Source organism: Candidatus Rokuibacteriota bacterium, from assembly GCA_030647435.1.
Lineage (GTDB): Bacteria > Methylomirabilota > Methylomirabilia > Rokubacteriales > CSP1-6 > AR37.
This window is the reverse complement of sequence record JAUSJX010000142.1, coordinates 1-18,071: the sequence shown is the minus strand read 5'-3', so window position 1 is coordinate 18,071 and position 18,071 is coordinate 1. Positions and strand designations below refer to the sequence as shown.

16 protein-coding genes are annotated in these 18,071 nt (G+C 70.3%); 13 read left to right on the top strand and 3 right to left on the bottom strand.

Annotated features, from left to right (window positions below; genetic code table 11):
* Positions 1-214: 214 nt before the first annotated feature.
* The 10 genes from Q7W02_25460 to Q7W02_25415 all read left to right on the top strand — a co-directional run bounded on the left by Q7W02_25460 (position 215) and on the right by Q7W02_25415 (position 10,998).
* The gene (locus Q7W02_25460; protein ID MDO8479481.1) at positions 215-1,048 is read left to right on the top strand and encodes an IclR family transcriptional regulator; all 834 of its coding nucleotides are present in this window, start codon (positions 215-217) and stop codon (positions 1,046-1,048) included.
* The gene (locus Q7W02_25455) at positions 1,045-2,121 is read left to right on the top strand and encodes a hypothetical protein (protein MDO8479480.1); all 1,077 of its coding nucleotides are present in this window, start codon (positions 1,045-1,047) and stop codon (positions 2,119-2,121) included. The genes Q7W02_25460 and Q7W02_25455 overlap by 4 nt, the downstream gene beginning before the upstream one ends.
* 11 nt (positions 2,122-2,132) lie before the next feature.
* Positions 2,133-2,399 (top strand): hypothetical protein, encoded by a 267-nt coding sequence (locus Q7W02_25450; protein ID MDO8479479.1) that lies wholly within the window; start codon positions 2,133-2,135, stop codon positions 2,397-2,399.
* Between the two features lie 21 nt (positions 2,400-2,420).
* Positions 2,421-2,645, top strand: a complete 225-nt coding sequence (locus tag Q7W02_25445; GenBank protein MDO8479478.1) for a hypothetical protein — start codon at positions 2,421-2,423, stop codon at positions 2,643-2,645.
* 13 nt (positions 2,646-2,658) lie between these two features.
* Entirely contained in the window at positions 2,659-3,684 is a 1,026-nt protein-coding gene (dctP, locus tag Q7W02_25440; GenBank protein MDO8479477.1) for a TRAP transporter substrate-binding protein DctP, read from the top strand.
* Positions 3,685-3,694: 10 nt separating this feature from the next.
* On the top strand, positions 3,695-4,207 hold the full coding sequence (locus Q7W02_25435) for a TRAP transporter small permease (protein MDO8479476.1): 513 nt from the start codon (positions 3,695-3,697) through the stop codon (positions 4,205-4,207).
* Positions 4,204-5,523, top strand: a complete 1,320-nt coding sequence (locus Q7W02_25430; protein MDO8479475.1) for a TRAP transporter large permease subunit — start codon at positions 4,204-4,206, stop codon at positions 5,521-5,523. Before Q7W02_25435 ends, Q7W02_25430 begins: the two co-directional genes overlap by 4 nt.
* A gap of 145 nt (positions 5,524-5,668) precedes the next feature.
* Positions 5,669-7,402, top strand: a complete 1,734-nt coding sequence (locus Q7W02_25425; protein ID MDO8479474.1) for an adenylate/guanylate cyclase domain-containing protein — start codon at positions 5,669-5,671, stop codon at positions 7,400-7,402.
* Between the two features lie 31 nt (positions 7,403-7,433).
* Positions 7,434-8,387, top strand: coding sequence for a hypothetical protein (locus Q7W02_25420; protein ID MDO8479473.1), 954 nt, complete (start codon positions 7,434-7,436; stop codon positions 8,385-8,387).
* Between the two features lie 58 nt (positions 8,388-8,445).
* Complete coding sequence (locus tag Q7W02_25415) at positions 8,446-10,998, top strand: caspase family protein (protein ID MDO8479472.1); 2,553 nt, start codon at positions 8,446-8,448, stop codon at positions 10,996-10,998.
* Here the strand turns inward: Q7W02_25415 and Q7W02_25410 are convergent.
* Together Q7W02_25410 and Q7W02_25405 are read right to left on the bottom strand one after the other, a co-directional pair.
* Positions 10,995-11,687, bottom strand: coding sequence for a DUF1847 domain-containing protein (locus Q7W02_25410; protein ID MDO8479471.1), 693 nt, complete (start codon positions 11,685-11,687; stop codon positions 10,995-10,997). The two genes, Q7W02_25415 and Q7W02_25410, sit on opposite strands and share 4 nt — an antisense overlap.
* On the bottom strand, positions 11,684-12,028 hold the full coding sequence (locus Q7W02_25405; GenBank protein MDO8479470.1) for a hypothetical protein: 345 nt from the start codon (positions 12,026-12,028) through the stop codon (positions 11,684-11,686). The genes Q7W02_25410 and Q7W02_25405 overlap by 4 nt, the downstream gene beginning before the upstream one ends.
* A 208-nt stretch (positions 12,029-12,236) precedes the next feature.
* Between Q7W02_25405 and Q7W02_25400 the strand changes: the two genes are divergently transcribed.
* Genes Q7W02_25400 through Q7W02_25390 form a run of 3 tightly spaced genes read left to right on the top strand, consistent with a single transcriptional unit; the run spans position 12,237 to position 16,369 of the window.
* Positions 12,237-14,030, top strand: coding sequence for a thiamine pyrophosphate-binding protein (locus Q7W02_25400; GenBank protein MDO8479469.1), 1,794 nt, complete (start codon positions 12,237-12,239; stop codon positions 14,028-14,030).
* On the top strand, positions 14,027-14,422 hold the full coding sequence (locus tag Q7W02_25395) for a cupin domain-containing protein (protein ID MDO8479468.1): 396 nt from the start codon (positions 14,027-14,029) through the stop codon (positions 14,420-14,422). The genes Q7W02_25400 and Q7W02_25395 overlap by 4 nt, the downstream gene beginning before the upstream one ends.
* Positions 14,423-14,425: 3 nt before the next feature.
* Positions 14,426-16,369 carry an FAD-dependent oxidoreductase gene (locus Q7W02_25390; protein ID MDO8479467.1) on the top strand — a complete coding sequence of 648 codons (1,944 nt, stop codon included), beginning with the start codon at positions 14,426-14,428 and terminating at the stop codon, positions 16,367-16,369.
* 80 nt (positions 16,370-16,449) lie between these two features.
* On the opposite strand, the gene Q7W02_25385 is transcribed toward Q7W02_25390, so the two are convergent.
* A complete protein-coding gene (locus tag Q7W02_25385; GenBank protein ID MDO8479466.1) occupies positions 16,450-17,886 on the bottom strand; it encodes a M23 family metallopeptidase in 1,437 nt (478 codons plus the stop codon).
* Between the last annotated feature and the right edge of the window lie 185 nt (positions 17,887-18,071).

Here is an 18,071-nt window from a genome sequence, read left to right as displayed (position 1 = left end):
GTGATTCCTCCTATGCGGCGAGGGCCGCTATCTCTTCGAGCGACCAGATGTGATCGGCTACGCCCGCTTCCATGGCCGGAGTATGTCACAGCTAGCCGCACTTCCGATCTCGGCCACTCAGTCAAACTGAGACACTACCCGCGGCTCGGCTTGGTTGACACGCCCCGGCCGGGCATGTCACTCTGCTGTTCGTCCTTTCGACCTAGATTCGTATATGCGAACATCCACAGCGAAGACACAGCCTGCTTCCGTTGTCCCGCCGCGGGTCCACAACCGCGACGCGGGACCCCGCGCCCTCGGCCGAGCTCTGGAAGTGCTCGAGGCGCTCGCCCGCCGCCGCGACGGCGCGACCCTCTCCGGGCTCTCCCGGCGGCTGGGCTCGCCGAAGAGCAGCCTCCTGTATCTCCTCCGCCCGATGACGCGTTTGGGCTACCTCGCGCGCAGCCCGGAGGGGTACTACCGGCTCGGCCCCGCGGCCTTCACGCTGGCCATGGCGGCCTTGTCCAACCGCGAGCTGCCCGAGCTGGCGCGGCCCTTCCTCGTGGACCTGGCGGACAAGAGCGGCGAGACCGCGCTCATCGCGACCATGGCGGGAGACGCACCCGTCGCCGTCTACATCGACAAGGTGGAGAGCCGCAACACCGTCCGCTACACGGCGGGCATCGGCGAGCGCAGGCCGCTGTACTGCTCGGCGATCGGGAAGCTCTTGCTGGCGTACCTGCCGCCCGCGCGCCGCCAGGAGTACCTGAAGGCGACGCGGCTCAAGGCCTTCACACCGCAGACGCCCGTGACCCGCGCGGCGCTGCGCCGGGCGCTCGACGAGATCCGGAGCACCGGACTGTCGGTCTCCGTGGACGAGATCGCCCAGGGCGCCGCCGGCATCGCCGCGCCCGTCTTCGACCGCCATGGCCAGGTCCTTGCGGGGCTCGTTCTGGGCGCCCCGAGCCAGCGCGTCCTGGCCGAGCAGCCGCGCCTGGCGGCCCTCGTCGTCGAGAGCGCGCGCGACCTCTCCCGCGTCATGGGCTTCGGGGCCGAGCTGCCCGGATGAACCTCGTCTCCGAGTCGCTGTCGCTCGACGACTACGAGCAGGCCGTCGAGCTCTTCTTCGAGCGCGGCTGGACCGACGGGCTTCCGGTGGTCCTGCCGACGCGCAAGCGCGTCGAGGCCCTGATCGCCTACGTTGGGCGCGATCCCCAGGCGAGCCTGGGGCCGGTCCCTCCCAAGGGCGGGGAAGCCACGGTCGAGAAGCTCGCCATCAACGCGGTCATGGGCGGCTGCCGCCCCGAGCACTTCCCGGTGGTGCTGGCTGCGATGGAAGCGATGATGGACCCCGCGCACAATCTCAACGGCGTCAGCCAGACCACGCACATGTGCGTCTCGCTCGTCATCGTCAACGGCCCCATCGCGCGCGAGCTGGGCTTCAACTCGCGCGACGGCGTCTTCGGCAATGGCTACCGCGCCAACGCGGCGGTCGGCCGGGCGGTGAGGCTGGCGCTGTGGAACCTGGGCGGCGCCGTCCCGTGGGACACCGACAAGTCGACGCTCTCGCACCCCGGCGAGTACGCCTTCTGCATCGCTGAAGAAGAAGAGGACAACCCCTGGCAGCCGCTCCACGTGGAGCGCGGCTGCCCGGCGGGCTCGGATGCGGTCACGGTCTTCGCCTGCGAGGGGCCGCACAGCGTCTTCTGCTACGGCACGCCCGAGGAGATGCTCCACGTGCTGGCCGACTCGATGTGCTCGCTCGGCAACAACAACATGCACGTCATGGGGCAGACGCTCGTGACGCTCAACCCGCTCAACGCCGAAGAGTTCGCCAAGCGCGGCTGGTCGAAGCAGGACGTGCGCCTCTACCTCTGGGAGCACGCGCGGCGGCCGCTGTCCGACGTGCGCGCCTGCGGCGTGATCCACGAGCAATTCAGGAAGATGGAGCGCGACGCCGGCCGCTACCCGCTGCGCTACGACCTGGACAACCCGACGACGCGGCTGCCCGTCACGCCGACGCCCGAGGACATTCACATCGTGGTCGCCGGAGGCAGGAGCTACTTCGCCGCGGTGCTGCCCGGCTGGGGCGGCTTTGGCGGATTTGCCGTCACCCGACAGGTTCGACGCCCCGGCAGATAGGAGATTTCGCCATGGAGATTCTAGTTCCGGTGTGGCCGGCCGCAGACACGCCGCGCCCACCCAAGACGCGCCCACAGTCGCTCGCGGGCGCGCGGATCGCGCTCGTGGACGACAACCTCGACATCCCCTTCACCACCCACCTGGAAGCGCTCCTCGGCGAGCGTCACGGCGCCAAGGTGGAGCGCCTCGTCAAGCCCTCGGGCACGGCGCCTTCGCCCCGCGAGCTCATCGACGGCGCCGCGGGCGCGCACGCCGCCATCGTCGGCATCGGCCTCTGAGGCTCGTGCACGTCGGGCAGTGTGCTCGACGCCGCGGCGCTGGAGAAGCGGGGCATTCACACCGTCACCATCGTCTGGGACAACTTCGAGACGGCCGCGCGCACCCAGGCGCGGCTTCAGGGCCTGCCTGACCTCGAGCTGGTCGTGATCCCGCACCGCAAGGGTGGGGAGACGGCCGACGACCAAAGGCGCAAGGCCGAAGCGGCCCTTCCTGCTATTATCACCGGGCTCGTTCAACCCCTCTAGAGAGGAGACATCGATGAAGACGCTCAACGTGACGGTTCTCGCGGCCCTGGCGGTGGCCCTCGTGGCCGGCGGGGCCGCAGTCGCCCCCGCTCCCGTCTTGGCCCAGGCCAAGCCGATAGTCTGGAACCTGCCGACCGTGGCGGCGCCGACCTACTACCACACCGTGAACTACAACGCCTTTGCAGCCAAGGTGAAGGAGAAGTCGCAGGGCCGGATGGAGATCCGCGTCCACCCCGCTTCCTCGCTCTACCCGGGGCCGGAGCTGATCCCCGCCGTCCTCGACGGGCGCTCGGAGGTCGGCACGATCCTCGCGTCGTACCTGACGGATGTGCTCCTCGAGATGGGCCCGCTCGAGCTGCCCTTCATGACCTCGAGCGTGACGGAGCACAAGAAGGCGGCGATGCAGCTCCGGCCCTTCTACACGGAGATGCTGGCGAAGAAGGGCCTCAAGCTCCTCGTCATCAGCACGTGGCCGTCGCAGCAAATCTTCTCCACCGTGCCCATCCGCACCGTGGCCGACTGGCAGGGCAAGAAGATCCGCGTGTACGGCGCCGATTCGGCCAACATCACGCGCATCCTCGGAGGCTCGCCCGTCAACATCGCCTTCGGCGAGGTCTACTCCGCCCTCGAGAAGAAGACGGTGGACGGCGCCATGACCTCCGCCACCAACGCCGAGCCCATGAAGTTCTTCGAAGTGGCGAAGTATCTCGACTACTGGTTCCTCGCCGGCGCCGCCCAGGAGTGGCTGGTGGCCAACCAGAAGGCCTGGGACGCTCTCCCCAAGGACCTCCAGCAGATCGTGCTCGACTCCATCAAGGAAACGAACCTCGAGGAGAAGGAGTGGCAGGACGCCATGGCCTTCGACGAGCGGACGCGCAAGCGCCTGCCCGAGCTGGGCATGACGGTGGTCGATCCGCCCAAGGAAGAGCTCGAGAAGGCGCGGAAGGCCGCCAAGGCCGCCTGGGACACCTGGCTCCAGCGCACGGGCGCGGACGGCAAGCGGGGGATGGACCTCGCGTTGAAGGCGCTTGGCCGATAAGCACCCCGGCGTGATCGGGAGGGCGTCGAAGGCGGCGGCACTGCTCTCAGGGCTCGCTACGCTGGCCCTGGCAGTGCTGATCTCCTTCGACGTCCTCATGCGCTACTTTTTCAACCGCCCCCAGCTCATCGTGGACGAAGTGGCGCCCTTCCTCCTGATCCTCGTGATCTTCGGCGCGGCCGCGCAGACCTTCCGCGTGGGCGGCCACGTCCGGGTTGACCTCATCACCTCGCACCTGCGCCCCGTCGTGCGCGCGTGGCTGCGCGCGCTCAACCTCGCGATCGGCATCGTCTTCCTCGCCGTCGTGATCTGGGTCACCGCACAGTCGGCGCTGACGGCGTACCGCTACGGCCGCGTCTCGGCGGTCATGCTCTACCCGCTCTGGGTCTTCATGCTTCTGATCCCCGCCGGCCTCCTGCTCATGGCGCTGTGCATGGCGGGGACGCTCCGCCGACAGCTCATCGCCGTGCTCGGGCCGCGGGCCGGGCGAGATGAAGTGCCGCCCTCGCCGGAGGTCGGGTGAGCGAAGCCGGTTTCGGCACCCTCCTCATCGCGCTGATGTTCCTCCTCTTCGCGATGGGGCTCGAGATCTCCATCTCGATGGGCGTCGTGGGCGTGCTGGGGCTGCTCTACCTCAAGGGTTGGACGGTGGGGCTCGGCGTGGTCGGCTCCATCGCCTGGTCCAACGCGACGAGCTTTTCCTTCATCGCGCTGCCGCTCTTTGTTTTCATGAGCGGCATCCTGCTGCACTCCGGCATCGGCAAGGGGCTCTTCACGGCCGTCGCGCGCTGGGTCGGTTTCCTGCCCGGCGGGCTCGCGGTGGCAAGCATCTTCTCGTGCGCGATTTTCGCGGCGGTGTCGGGCTCCAGCGTGGCGACGGCCGCCACCATCGGCATGATCGCCATTCCCGAGATGGAGCGCCGCGGCTACGCGCGCCCGCTCATCATCGGCTCGCTCGCCGCGGGCGGCACGCTCGGCATCCTGATCCCGCCGTCCATCCCGATGATCATCTACGGGGTCATGACGGAGACCTCGGTCGGCCACCTCTACATGGCGGGGATCATCCCCGGCGCCGTGCTGGCGCTGATGTTCGCCGTCTACGTGATCGGTTACGCGATGATCTGGCCGGACTCGGCGCCCCGCGTGGCCGAGGACCGCGGGACTTTCCGAAGCAAGCTGCGCTCCTTCCGCGAGGTCGCGCCGGTCGCCATCCTGATCTTCGTGGTGCTGGGGTCGATGTACCTCGGCATCGTGACGCCCACCGAGGCGGCGGCGCTCGGCTCCGTCGTGAGCCTGGTGCTGGCGCGCTGGTACGGGAATCTCAATTGGCGGACGCTCAACCAGGCCTTCCAGGGGACGGTGCGCACGACGTCCATGGTCATGCTGATTATCATCTTTGCAGCGATTTTCAGCCACGTGATCGCGCTCATCGGAGCGCCCAAGGCGCTCCTCAGCACCGTCATCGCCTTAGGACTCCCCAAGTGGGCGCTCTTCACCGTGGTCTTCAGCTTCCTCCTCGTGATCGCGTACGCCCTCGAGGAGCTGTCGGTGATGATCATCCTCCTGCCGATCCTCTTCCCGCTGATCACGGGGCTCGGTTTCGACCCGGTCTGGTTCGGCGTCATCATGGTGGTCTGGCTCGAGATCGGTTTCATCACGCCGCCCGTCGGGCTCAACCTGTTCGTGATCCAGGGGCTCATGCCCGGCACCGGCGCCCGGGAGGTCACCATCGGCACCACGCCGTACGTCATCCTGATGATCATCCTGGTCGCGATTCTCTTCGTTTTCCCTGACCTCGCTCTCTGGCTTCCCGCCCAAATGATGCCGGGCCGTCGTTGATAGGGCGTCGAGAAGGGTCCAGATGCGAGGCGGCGCCTGAAGGCCGCAGGTGAGGCGTAGCCCTGCTACGTTGAACCTGCGGCCGAGGGCGCCAACGAAGCAGATGGGCCCTTATCGGCGGCCTGGCTTCAGATAGAGTGGACTGATGAACGTCGGCAGGTGGTGGAGGCAGCGCCGCGCGCGCCTGCTCCAGCTGTGGGCGGTGGGGCTCGTGGCCGCCTGCGCCGTCACGGGCGCCTCGGCCATGGGCTACCTCGAGTCGCTGCAGGCCCGCGCCCTCGACCTCCTGATCTACCTCCAGAGCCCGCGCCAGCCGTCGGGTCTCGTCATCGTCGCGATCGACGATGCGGCCTTCGACGCGCTCGGGCGCCGCCAGCCGCTGCCGCGCGACTACCTGGCGCGCGTGCTTCGCGGCGTCACGCGGGCGGGCGCCGTCGCGGTCGGGTTCGACATCTCGCTGCGCACCGCGGGCGCGCCGCAGGCCGACCGCGCGCTTGCCCGCGCCATTGTCGACTTCGGGGCGCGCGGCGAGCGCCGGCTCGTCGTCGCAGGCACGTCGCTGCCGGAGCGCGGTCCGCTCGCGGATCGCGCCGTGGCGCGGCTCGTGGTCCCGAGCGCGCCCGACGTCCCCGTGGACGCCGACGCCGTCGTCAGGCGGGTCTCCCTTCAGGTGGGCCGCGCGCCCGCTTTCGCCGCCGCCGTCGCGAACGTGCCGGTTCCCGACGGCGCGACGGTGTACCGGATCAACTTCATCGGTCCGGCGGGCAGCTTCCTCACCATTCCCTCGGACGCCGTGGCGGCGATCGGCGACCTGGGTGTGGATATTGCGGGTGACAATCCGTTGAGAGGCCGCATCGTGCTGCTCGGCGGCACCTTCGCCGACGGGCGGGACGTGCACCGGACGCCCTACGGCTTCATGCCCGGCGTGGAGATCCAGGCCAACATCGTGCACATGCTGGTGACGGGGAGCCTCGTCCGCCCAGCCGGGTGGCTCGCGGGGTTCGCCGTGCAGCTGATCGCGGTCCTGCTGGCCGGCCTCGTCATGGTCGCCGTCCGCCCGCTCTGGGGCACCGTGGTCTGCCTGGCCGGCGCGCTTCTCCTGGGCGTGCCGGCCAGCTACGTGGCCTTCAGCCGCGGCGGCTACTGGGTGGACTTCCTCTTGCCCGTGGCGGTGACCTCGCTCCTCGGCGTGGGCGCGGATGTGCTCGCGAGGCGGCGGCTGCGCGATGCCCTCGGCCGCTACGTCAGCCCGGAAGTCGCCGCGCGCGTCGAGCGCAATCCCGCCGAGCTCGCGGGCGAGCGCCGCCAGGTGTCCATCCTCTTCACCGACCTGCGCGGTTTCACGACGTTGTCGGAGCGCATGGCGCCTACGCTGATGGCGGAGCGGCTGACCGAATATTTCGACGCCATGACGGCGACCATCTTCGCCCGTCGCGGCATGGTCAACGACTTCATCGGCGATGCCATCCTCGCCGTCTTCGGCGCCCCGCTCGACGACCCGGAGCACGCGCGCCACGCCATCGAGAGCGCTCTCGCGATGGGCGAGACACTGGCAGGGCTCAACCGGCGCTGGCAGGCCGAGGGGCTGCCGCCGCTCCGCATGGGGTTGGGCATCCACACGGGCGAGGTTTTCGCGGGGAATGTGGGCCGGGCAGGCAAGGTGAAGTACGCTGTGGTAGGCGATACCGTTAACCTGGCCTCGCGCGTGGAAGGCTTGAACAAGGAGCTGGGAACGACGATGCTGGTGACTGAGGCCGCCTACCGGGCGGCGGGGCTGGATCTCGCGGTAAACGACCGCGGCCCGATCAGCGTCAAGGGAAGAGAGGAGCCCGTGCGGGTCTACGAAGTCATCGGACTGAGACCCGCCGCGGGGGACTGAGACCCGCCGCGGGTCCGGGAGGCTCGAAGCCATGACCATGAAAATCGCATGGGCGGCACTGGCCGGCGCGCTCGTGCTGGCCCTCGCGGCGCTCGCGTCGGCCGCGGACCCGGTCGGCGTGCTGACGGAGATCCGCGCTGAGCGCGGCCGCGTCGAGGTCAAGCGGGCGGGGGAGCCCGAGTGGAAGGCCGCCCAGCCGCTCCTTGCGCTGCGTCCCGGCGACCAGATCCGCGCCACGGGCGAGGCCCGCGCGTCGCTCGTCTTCACGGGCGGACGCGGCGCGCAGCCGGTCTCGGTGGCGAACTCGCCCTTCACGGTGCAGGCTCCCACGGCGGCCGGCGCGAGCGACAAGGTGCGCGGTCTCGTCGGCGGCGTCACCGACTTCCTCGCGGGCAAGCAGAAGGACCTGGCCTATCTCCCGCTGTCCGTGCGCAGCGTGCGGCCCCCCCGTCTCGCGCAGCTCCAGCCGCGCGAGACCAAGCTCCTGCCCGGCGCCGTCACCTTCGAATGGTCCGGCTCCGACACGCTCCGCTACAAAATCCGCGTCCTGGGGCCGCAGGGCATTCTCTGGGAGCAGGCCAATCTCCCGCGCAAGCCTGTCGTCTATCCGGCCTCGGCGCCCGCGCTCGAGCCTGGAGTCCGCTACTTCTGGCAACTGGAGACCGAGGGGCAGCCGATGCAGCAGGCGGAGTTCCAGATCCTGCCCGCGGCCGAGGCCAAGCGCGTGCGCGAGTCGCTCGACATCCTCGTGCCCGCTTCGCTGCCCGGCTACCCGCCCTCGAGCGTCGCCCTTATGCGCGCGGGCTACGTGCTCCGCGACGGGCTCTACGCCGACGCGCGGCGCGAGCTCCTGACGGCGCTGGCCGGCGATCCCGACGAGCCGACCCTCCACCTGCTGCTCGGCCAGGTCTACGACGCGATCGGCCTGGGCGAGCTGGCCCAGCGCGAGTTCATCGAGGCGCGCGACCTCTCCGGCCGCCGCTGAGGCCGATTTGACAGGCGCGGCCGAGCCAACGTACGGTCGGGGAATAGGTCTCTTGGGCATGAAGACGACCCCGGCCCGGCTCGCTCCGTTCATCCTCTCGCTGCTCCTCCTCTGCCCGGGGCCCGCCCCGGCGCAGCCCAAGCCGCGGGCCGAGCGGCCGACCTATACGCTCGGGGAGAAGTGGATCCGCAGCGACGGGCTCTACGAGCTGATCCGGGTGGAGAAGGACCGCTACGTCTTCTCCGCGCGGCCGAAGTGGGAGATCCACCTCAGCAAGGACCTCGGCATTGCGCGCATCCAGCGCGGCGACGGCATCATCGAGTTCACCCACCCGATCGATCTCAAGTGGCCGCTCGAAGTTGGCCAGACGGGCTCCCAGAAGACGGCCTGGCAGACCCCGAGCACCTCGGGTCGCTGGCCCCCTATCGGGGTCACCTGGAAGGTCGACAGCTACGAGGACGTGAAGGTTTTCGCGGGCACCTTCAAGGCCTTCCGCATCCTCATGACGATCACACGCCAGGACCGCAGCCAGCTCCAGAACACTCTTTGGTACGCGCCCGAGGCGCGACAGTTCGTCAAGATGGATGGGGCGACAGGCCTCCTCAAGTTCCAGATCGCCGGCCTCGACCGCCCGACGGCGGGGCCGATCCAGTTCGCGCTGGAAGGACTGCCCGAGAGGGACCGCATCGGCGTGGACGGCTTCACCATCGGCGGCAAGGTGATGGCGGGCAAGGGGCTGACGACGGTGACCGTCACGGTCAACGGCGCCGAGGTGGCGACGCGCGACGAGCGGAGCGCGCCCAAACCCGAGATCGCGCTCAACGTGCCCATCAAGCTCCGCGAGGGCAAGAACGTCGTCATCGTCACGGCCACGGATGCCGATGGCACGAGCCGGCAGGAGGCCCGCGGCGTCCTTTATCTCCCGCCCGGAGGCTCCGCCGTTGCGGGCTTGCCGGGCGGCGGGCCGCCGTCTGAGGGTCGTCCGGGTCCGCCTTCATTCCCGAATCGGCCGGGCGGCCAGGCCCGTCCGGGCTTCCCCGGCGCCGCGCGTCCCGGCGGAGAGCCCCCTGCCCAGCCGCAGCCGCCGCAGGCGCAGGCGCCGCAGCCGCCGCAGCCGCAGCCGCCCCAGCCGCCGTCGCCGCCCCCTCGGCCGCCTCAGGTAGCCGCCGTGCCACCGGCGCCCGCGCCCGCCGTCGTCCCGCTCCAGGTGACGCTGTCGTCCCCGACCGAGCAGGCCCGCGTCGAGCAGGAGACGGTGGCCCTGGCCGGGCTGGCCTCGGGCGGCAAGCAGGTGCGCCGCGTCGTCGTCAGCGTCAACGGGGTCGAGGTCTCCCGCCAGGACCCCGGCGCGCCGTCCGTTGCGGTCAACTTGCCGCTGAAGCTTCGGGAAGGCCCGAACACCGTCGTCGTCACGGCGACCGATGCCGACGGCGTCACCCAGCAGGAAGTGCGCACGGTGCACTACGAGAAGCCCGCGCCGCTGGATCTCTCGTTCCGCTATCCCGAGGACCGCTCGCGGGTCACGGAAGACTCGAGCGTGGTCGCGGCCGTGGTGACGTCGAGCAAGGGCATCGCCAAGGTCACGGTGCAGCTCAACGGCGTGGAGGTCCACCAGCAGGGCGCCAAGACGCCCCAGCGCTCCGTGGCGGTGAGCGCGCCCATCGTGCTCAAGGAGGGCGCCAACGCGATCGTCCTGACCGCCACGGAGGCGGGCGGCGCGGTCCGGCAGGAGGTGCGCACTGTCATCTACGACAAACCCAAGCCGGTCGCCGCAGCCGCGGCGGGGGCAGCCGCACCTCCGCCGCCCACGGTGAAGCACGACAGTTGGGCGGTCATCATCGGCGTGGGGCGCTACCAGAGCACGGACATTCCCTCCCTGCGTTACACGGTCGCCGACGCGGACTCGCTCTACCAGATCCTGGTCGGGCCCGGCGGATTCAGGAAGGAGCACGTGCTCCTCATCACCGACAAGACGGAGAAGACGCCGACGCTCCGGAACATCAAGTGGGCGCTCGGGACCTTCCTGGCGCGCTCGGCGAAGAAGGACGACACCGTGGTGATCTTCTTTGCCGGGCACGGCGCGCCGGAGATCGACCAGCGCGGCGTCGAGCGCGACGGCTTGGCGAAGTACCTGATCCCCTCGGACGCCGACCCCGACGACCTCTACTCGACGGCGCTCCCCATGGACGAGATGCAGACGATCTTCGGGCGGGTCGAGGCCGAGCGCATGGTGGTCTTCCTCGACGCCTGCTACAGCGGCGCGGCCGGCGGCCGGACCTTCAGCTCGAAGAAGACGCGGGCGGCCAACCTCGACGACCAGTTTCTCGAGCGGCTGACGCGCTCCAAGGGGCGGGCCATCATCACGGCGTCGCGGCCGTCGGAGGTCTCCATCGAGCTGCCCGAGCTCGGCCACGGCATCTTCACGTACTACCTCGTCCAGGGGCTCAAGGGCGCCGCCGACCTCAACAAGGACGGCATCATCACGGTCCAGGAGCTGTACGAGTACGTCGAGCAGCAGGTGTCGGCGAAGTCGCGCTCGGTGGGCGGCAACCAGCACCCCGTCATGAAGGGCGAGATGGAAGGCGCGCTGCCGTTGGTGAAGGTCCGCTAGTCGCGTCCCTCGACGGGCAGCTTCGGCGCCTCCGTGGGCCGGAGCGGCCCCCAGACGCGCTGGAAGCACGTGTCGGCCAGCTGGAGCGCGCCGACCGGGTTGTGGGCCAGCACGCGGTCTTTGGCCACAAGCGTCGTGGCCAGCCCCTTGGAGTGCTTGAAGAAGAGGCTGTCGTGTCCCACGCACAGCCCGAGTACGATGTTCAGCTCGCAGCCGGCGTCATTGAGCAGCTCCGCCTGTGCGAGCGGGTTGCACATGGCCTCGTAGGTGCCGGGGTGGATCTTGTCCTCGTCTCGCAGACCGAGCCGCTCCTTCGGCACGCCCCCGTTCTTGCATGCCGCCGACGCGACCTCGAACCCGTGGCTCTCGAGGATGCCGCTGAGCGTCCGCGCCAGGTCCACCATGCTGATGCAGGTCGCGATGCCGATCCTGGTGAACCCCATCTCCCGTGCGAAGGCGCAGATCTCCTCCACGCGCGTCCAGCGGCAGTATCCCGCGCTCTCCACCAGCGCCGAGGCGTAGGCGACGCGGCGCACCTCGGGGTCCTCGTACCGCTCCCATGCCCGCTCGATGCCCTCCTCGTCCACCTTCGAAGGGCAGAAGCCGGGCCCGCGGGTCTCCGATTCGCCGTGGCGGCAGGCGCGGACGGAGGGCGGGCAGTAGGCGCACCCGGGGCTCTCGTAGCTCATGCCGTCGTGAGCTCCTTGGGCGCGGGGAACTTCCCCAGCATCAGGCAGCTCTTCTCGCACCGCACGTCCTGCGGCGGCGAGAATTCCGTGCAGGCGATCACGTCCACGAGGCTGCCGTCCCACACGGCTTCCGTGAAGTCCACGTTCACGTTCGTGTCGCGGAACGGGCACCGGAAGGCGCGCTTGGCGGTGAACGTGCCAGGGAACAGGCGCCGCCCCGCGACCAAGACGCCAACCAGCCCCGCGGTGACCGCGAGGAAAATCGGCACCGGCATGAGGAGCCACATGGTGCGCACCTCCTCGATCTGGAGTGCATTGCGGCTGCGCGAACTAGTTCTCATTGCAACGCCGACCGGCCCGGAACGCCATGAAGCGATTGATTCATTTCCATGGGCCCGATGCCTCAGCCGCGGCCGACGTCGCCCACGGTTTTTGCGCTTGACACGGCCCCCCTCCTGACCCCGTACTCTGCGCCACATGATCGCGGAACGCGGTCCGCGAGATGAACCTGACCGGACAACACTGCTACGAGGAGGGAAGCGACCTGCCATGGCAGCAATGCGCGGAGCCGATTTGATCGCGGAGTATCTCATCAGCGAGAAAGTGCCGTACGTGTTCGGGCTGTGCGGGCACGGGATCGTGGGCCTCATGGACGCCCTCGGGAGCCGGGCGGACCGGATCAAGATGATCGGCGTCCACCACGAGCAGGTCGCCGGCTACATGGCCGACGCCTACTATCGGATCGCGCACCGGCCGGTGGCGACCTTCACGTCGTGCGGCCCGGGGTCGGTGAACCTCGTCATCGCGCTCGCCTGCGCCATGATGGACTCGTCGGCGCTCGTGGCGATCACCGGCAACGTGCCGACCACCCAGTTCAACCGCGGCCCGTTCCAGGAGACGTACCGCCACCATCAGGCGGACTTTTCCTCCGTGGTGCGCCCGTACGTGAAGCGCAGCTTCCAGGTGCCGCGCCCCGAGATGCTCCCGCTCGTCCTGCGGCAGGCGTTCAAGACCGCCGCGACGGGCCGGCCGGGGCCCGTCAATGTCGACGTCCCGCTCGACGTCTTCGTCGAGGAAACCACCGCCCCACTGCCGGCGCCCGACCTATGGTGGCACGCGATCGACCGCCGCTCCGGCCCGTCGCCCGAAATCGCGCGCCGGGCATTCGACCTGCTCGCGGGGGCCGAGCGGCCCGCGATCCTCGTCGGCAACGGCGCCGCGCTGTCCGAAGCGGCGCCGGAGATCCGCCGGCTCGCCGAGACGCTCGGCGTGCCCGTCGCCAATACGCCCCAGGGAGCCGGCATCATGCCGGCGGACCATCCGCTGGCGCTCGGCGTTGTCGGGCGCAACGGCACCTACCCCGCGAACCAGGCGACTCGTCAGGCCGACGTCCTGCTGGCGCTCGGCGCGCGCTTCGACGACCGCGTGAGCAGCGGCTGGATCCCGGGCTACACGTTCACGATCCCGCCCACGAAGCTCGTCCAGGTGGACATCGACCCGGAGGAGATCGGCAGGAACTACCCCGTGCACCTCGGCGTGACCGCGGACGTGAAGACGTTCGTCCAGGCGGTGCTGGCGCTGGCGGAGGCGCGCGGCGGCGCCGGCGGCCGCGAGCCGTGGCTCGGCCAGGTCGCCGCGTGGCAGCGGAACTGGGTCGAGTACAACGAGCGCCGCTACCGCCCCGACGCCGTCCCGGTGCAGCCGGAGCACGTCGTCCGCACCCTGCGGAAGGTCGTGCCGCGGGACGGCATCATCGCCGTGGACGTCGGCGTGCATCACAACTGGGTCGTTCAGCAGTGGCCGGCCTATCTGCCGCAGACGCTCCTGCAGTCCTGGGGCTTCGCCGCCATGGGCTTCGCCGTGGGCGGCGTGCTCGGCGCGAAGCTCGCCGCTCCGGACCGGTGCGCCGTCGCCGTGTGCGGGGACGGCGGGTTTCTCATGACCTCCCACGCCGTCGCCACCGCGGTGGAGTACGGCATCCCGGCGACGTGGGTCGTCTGGAACAACTACGGCTACGCGTCCATCCGGGACCTGCAGCGCGGGGCCTTCGGCAAGGAGACGACGACGATGTTCACCCGCCAGCAGACCGGCGAGCCCTTCTCGCCGGACTACGCGGCGCTCGCGCGCGCCTGCGGCGCCGAGGGCATCCGCGTGACGGCGCCGGGCGAGCTCGGAGACGCGCTGGCCGCCGCCGTCCGCTCCGACCGGCCGACCGTGGTGGACGTCGTCGTGGACCCGAGCGCGGGGCCGATCGCAACCGGCACCTGGCAACTGCCGCCGTTGGCGCACCCCGAGCCGAACTACCCGGCGCTCGCGGCCGGAATCCAAAAGGACATGACATGACGAAAGGCAAGGCGAAGGTCATGCGGATGGAAGAAGCGTTCTGGGAGCTGCCGCCCGGGCACTTCCAGGCGTTCTCGAAGCTCCTCGTGCATCCCACGAACGCCGACACCCGGTACTTCGACTTCCGGATCTCGAGCTACCAGCCCCGCGGCTACGCCGAGGTCCATTCCCACGAGGTGGCGGAGAATCTCTACTACATCCTCAAGGGGCGCGGCGTCGTCGAGCTCGACGGCGTCCGGCACCTGGTCGAGCCGCACATGGTCATTCACATCCCTCCCGGCGTGCGCCACGGCATCTTCAACACGGGCCTGGAGGACCTCGTCTTTCTCGTGGTCGCCTCGCCGCCCTCCGACATGCCGGTCGTCGAGCCCGGCCGGAGCGTGAAGGACTGAACGGTGGCGTCCCGGTTCCCCCGCCTGTTCGCCCCGGGACGCATCGGCGGCCGCGCGATCAAGAACCGCATCATCATGGCGCCGATGGAGAAGAATCTGGGCACGGCCGAGGGCGCCGTGACGCAGCGCTATATCGACTACTGCGAGCATCGCGCGGCGGGCGGCGCGGGGCTCATCTTGCTCGAGTCCATGTATGTGGATCCCGCCGGGAAGAACCATCACCTCCAGCTCGGGATCCATGACGACGGGCTGATTCCCGGCTACCGCCGTCTCATCGAGGCCTGTCACCGCCACGGCGCGCTCGTGGGCGCGGAGCTGAACTTCGGCGGGCGCCAGACCTCGTCGGCGGTCACGGGGCGGCAGCCTGTCGCGCCGTCGCCGGTCCCGTGCGCCGTCGTCACCGCGGGGGATACGCCACGCGAGCTCACCGCGGAGGAGATCCGTGCGCTCGTCGACCGGTTCGCGGAAGCGGCCCGCCGCGCGGCGGCCGCGGGCTTCGACGTGGTGGAGGTGCACGGCGCCCACGGCTACCTGGTCGGCCAGTTCCTCTCGCCGTACGCGAACCGCCGCACCGACGAGTACGGCGGCGACTTCGAGCGGCGCCTGCGTTTCCCCCTCGAGGTCATCGCCGCCGTCCGGGAGGTCGTCGGCGCGGAGGTGCCGGTGCTCTATCGCCTCAGCGCGGACGAGCACGTGCCGGGCGGCCTCACGATCGACGACGTGTGTGAGATCGTGCCGCGCCTCGAGCGGGCCGGTGTCGACCTCTTCGACGTCTCCGCCGGCATCTACGAGTCCGCGGTCTGGATCGTCCAGCCGATGGAGATGCGGCCCGCGTGCCTGGCCCCGCTCAGCCGCCGCATCCGCGCGCGCGCGACGGTGCCCGTCAGCGTCGCGGGGCGGATCGGCGACGCGAGCGTGGCCGAGGCCGTGCTCGAGGCGGGCGATGCCGATTTCGTCACGCTCGGCCGCGCGCTCCACGCCGACCCCGACATGCCGCGCAAGAGCCTCGAGGGGCGGCTGGATGAGATCTGCTCCTGCGTGGGATGCCTCACGTGCAGCGACCTCCTCGGGCAGAACCTGCCGGTCCTCTGCCTGGCGAACACCCGCACGTCCCGCGAGCGGGAGTATGCGGTCCGGCCCGCCGCGCGGCCTCAGCGCGTGGTGGTCGTCGGGGCGGGGCCCGCCGGGCTCGAATCGGCGCGCGTCGCAGCCGAGCGCGGCCATGCCGTCACCGTCCTCGAGCGCGGCGGCGAGCCCGGCGGTCAGCTCCTGCTGAGCCGGCACGTGCCGGGCCGCGAGGACCTCGCCGCGCTCGTGGTCTACCTCGCCGCCGCCGTCGCGCGCGCCGGCGGCGAGATCCGGCTCGGCGTCGAGGCGACCGAGGACGTCGTCCGGGGGGAGGAGCCCGACGTCGTGATCATCGCGACCGGCGCGCGCCCCGGCATCCCGCCGATCCCCGGTATCCTCGACAGCCCGGCCGTCGATCTGTTTCAGATGCTCCGGCGCCCGCTGTCAGGGGCGCGGCGCGCCCTCGTGATCGGGGGCGGGATGCTGGGCGTGGGCGCCGCCCACGCGCTCGCGGCCCGTGGCGTCCTCGTCTGGGTGGTCGAGCCCGGCGGCGAGCTGTCGAGCGAGCTGGGCGTCCGCCCGCGGTGGCAGTACGTCGCCGGTCTCCGCGGCCGCGCGAACGTCACCGTGCATCTGAACACCACGGTCGAGGCGCTGTGGGCCGACGGCGCGCTCCTGCGCTCTGGAGGCCGCGCCGTCGAGCTCGAGGGCCTCGATCTCGTTGTCTCCACTCGCCCCCGGGTGGCCGTCAACGAGCTGGCCGAGGCGCTCAAGACGCGGGCGGGTGGGCCGCCCGTCTTCGAGGTGGGCGACTGCGTGGTCCCTCGCACCGCGTTCGAGGCGATGCAGGAGGGGGCGGCCCTGGGGCATCGGCTCTAGCCGCCCGTCAGCGCCGGCTCAGGCCGCGTGGCGGCGGGGCAGGGAGGACGGTGAGGGGGTGACGAGCAGAGGGCTCCCGGCTAGCGCGAGCGGGCGGCGCGGCGCCGGCGGGCCGCCGCCTGGCCCGCATCGTCCCGCGTTTCAGCCGGCGTCACGGATTGGATCAGCGGCAGGCTCGCCTCGCGGAGCGGCCGGCCGACGTGGTCACGAATCCAGTTGGCGTCCCACCACTCGAGCGGCGTCACCGACACGCCGTTGATCAACACCTCGTAGTGGAGATGGTCCCCCAAGGCGAACCCCGTGCTCCCCGTCCGCCCGAGCTCCTGCTCCTTGGTGACCGGGTCGCCTTCCTTCACGGCGATCGACGAGAGATGAGCGTAGAGCGTCTGGAGCCCGAGACCGTGGTCCACGACGACCGCATCCCCGTAGATCGACAGCGGCCCGGCGAAGACCACCACGCCCGAGTTGGCGGCGGGCACCGGACCGCGTTGCACCGCCGCCAGGTCGTAGCCGAAGTGGATTTGCGTGTCCACGTCCTGGCCGTGGTAGCGGTACGTCCGTGTCTCGGCGAAGTTGGAGAAGACCTTCGTGTTGCGCGGCTGGACGAAGACGCCTTCCCAGAGCGGGCGCGGCTGCGTCTTGCCCGCCAGCGCGCGCTTGACCTCCTCGGCCTGCTTGCGCTTGTCGCGGTTGACGGTAAGGAAAGCCGCAAGCAGATCGCCCGCCGCGATCGTGCCGGCGCGCTCGGGCAGGAGCTCGGGCAGCTTGCGCTCGAGGAACTCGTCCTTGATCTCGATCGTGTCGGTCTTGAAGCGCCGCGCCTTGACCTCGACGGCGACGGTGCGCGAGGTGACGTTGCCGGCCTCGTCCTGCGCGACCGCCGTGATGGGTGTCCCGGCCTCGTAGTTCCAGGGCAGGGCGACCAGGTCGACGAAGAGGTTGGACTCGGGCGGCCCGGCGGGGTAGGCGCGGAAGGCGAGCCCACCGACGGTGACGGCGACGCGTGAGGCGCCCTTGGACCGCAGCACGACCAGGCCGCCGCCGCCCTGCGCCCAGTAGCGTGTCGCGGCCACCACCTCGAGCGAGGGCGGCGTGAAGTCGAGCGTCACCTGCGTGGTCAGGATCGGCCGGTCGTCCACGCGGATCGGCCGCCAGAAGCCGTCGCGCGCCAGCACCTCGAGCGTTGCCGCGCCCTCGCGGAGGCCGAGGGTCGAGCCGGTGACCTGTAGGGCCACGCGCTGGTCGTTCGTCGGCGAGCCGGTGAAGGCCTGCTGCACGATCACGACTTTGGCGGAGCCCTGCCGCAGGCGGATCTCCATCGAGCGCACGCCGCCCCTGGCGGCCCGCATGTCCACGGCCAGCGGTGTCTTGACCCCGATCCAGCGCGGCACGGGGTCGAGGCTGGCGCGGATGCCGGGCACGTTCTGCCGCCATGCAAGGTACCCGAGGGCGCCGACCACGAGGAGCGACGGGACGACGATGATGGTGAACCAGAAGCGGAACGTCGAGCGGGCCACGGGCCATCATAGCAAGGCCCGCTCGCCCCGCGGACAGGAATGTGCTAGGAGCGTGTCGGAGAATTTCTCTCCGCTCTGACTGAAAACTCTGGTGTAGTGGAATCATGAACACACCGACGCGAGGCGAGACCGCACCGCCTGAACAGGCCCCGCTGCTCACCGTGGAGGCACAGCCGGCGGCGCCC

What these genes read in the sequence shown, in the direction of transcription:
- Q7W02_25460 (MDO8479481.1), top strand. Translation starts at nt 215, where the DNA reads ATGCGAACATCCACAGCGAAGACACAGCCTGCTTCCGTTGTCCCGCCG.
- Q7W02_25455 (MDO8479480.1), top strand. Translation starts at nt 1,045, where the DNA reads ATGAACCTCGTCTCCGAGTCGCTGTCGCTCGACGACTACGAGCAGGCC.
- Q7W02_25450 (MDO8479479.1), top strand. Translation starts at nt 2,133, where the DNA reads ATGGAGATTCTAGTTCCGGTGTGGCCGGCCGCAGACACGCCGCGCCCA.
- dctP (MDO8479477.1), top strand. Translation starts at nt 2,659, where the DNA reads ATGAAGACGCTCAACGTGACGGTTCTCGCGGCCCTGGCGGTGGCCCTC.
- Q7W02_25425 (MDO8479474.1), top strand. Translation starts at nt 5,669, where the DNA reads ATGAACGTCGGCAGGTGGTGGAGGCAGCGCCGCGCGCGCCTGCTCCAG.
- Q7W02_25420 (MDO8479473.1), top strand. Translation starts at nt 7,434, where the DNA reads ATGACCATGAAAATCGCATGGGCGGCACTGGCCGGCGCGCTCGTGCTG.
- Q7W02_25415 (MDO8479472.1), top strand. Translation starts at nt 8,446, where the DNA reads ATGAAGACGACCCCGGCCCGGCTCGCTCCGTTCATCCTCTCGCTGCTC.
- Q7W02_25410 (MDO8479471.1), bottom strand. Translation starts at nt 11,687, where the DNA reads ATGAGCTACGAGAGCCCCGGGTGCGCCTACTGCCCGCCCTCCGTCCGC.
- Q7W02_25405 (MDO8479470.1), bottom strand. Translation starts at nt 12,028, where the DNA reads ATGAGAACTAGTTCGCGCAGCCGCAATGCACTCCAGATCGAGGAGGTG.
- Q7W02_25400 (MDO8479469.1), top strand. Translation starts at nt 12,237, where the DNA reads ATGGCAGCAATGCGCGGAGCCGATTTGATCGCGGAGTATCTCATCAGC.
- Q7W02_25395 (MDO8479468.1), top strand. Translation starts at nt 14,027, where the DNA reads ATGACGAAAGGCAAGGCGAAGGTCATGCGGATGGAAGAAGCGTTCTGG.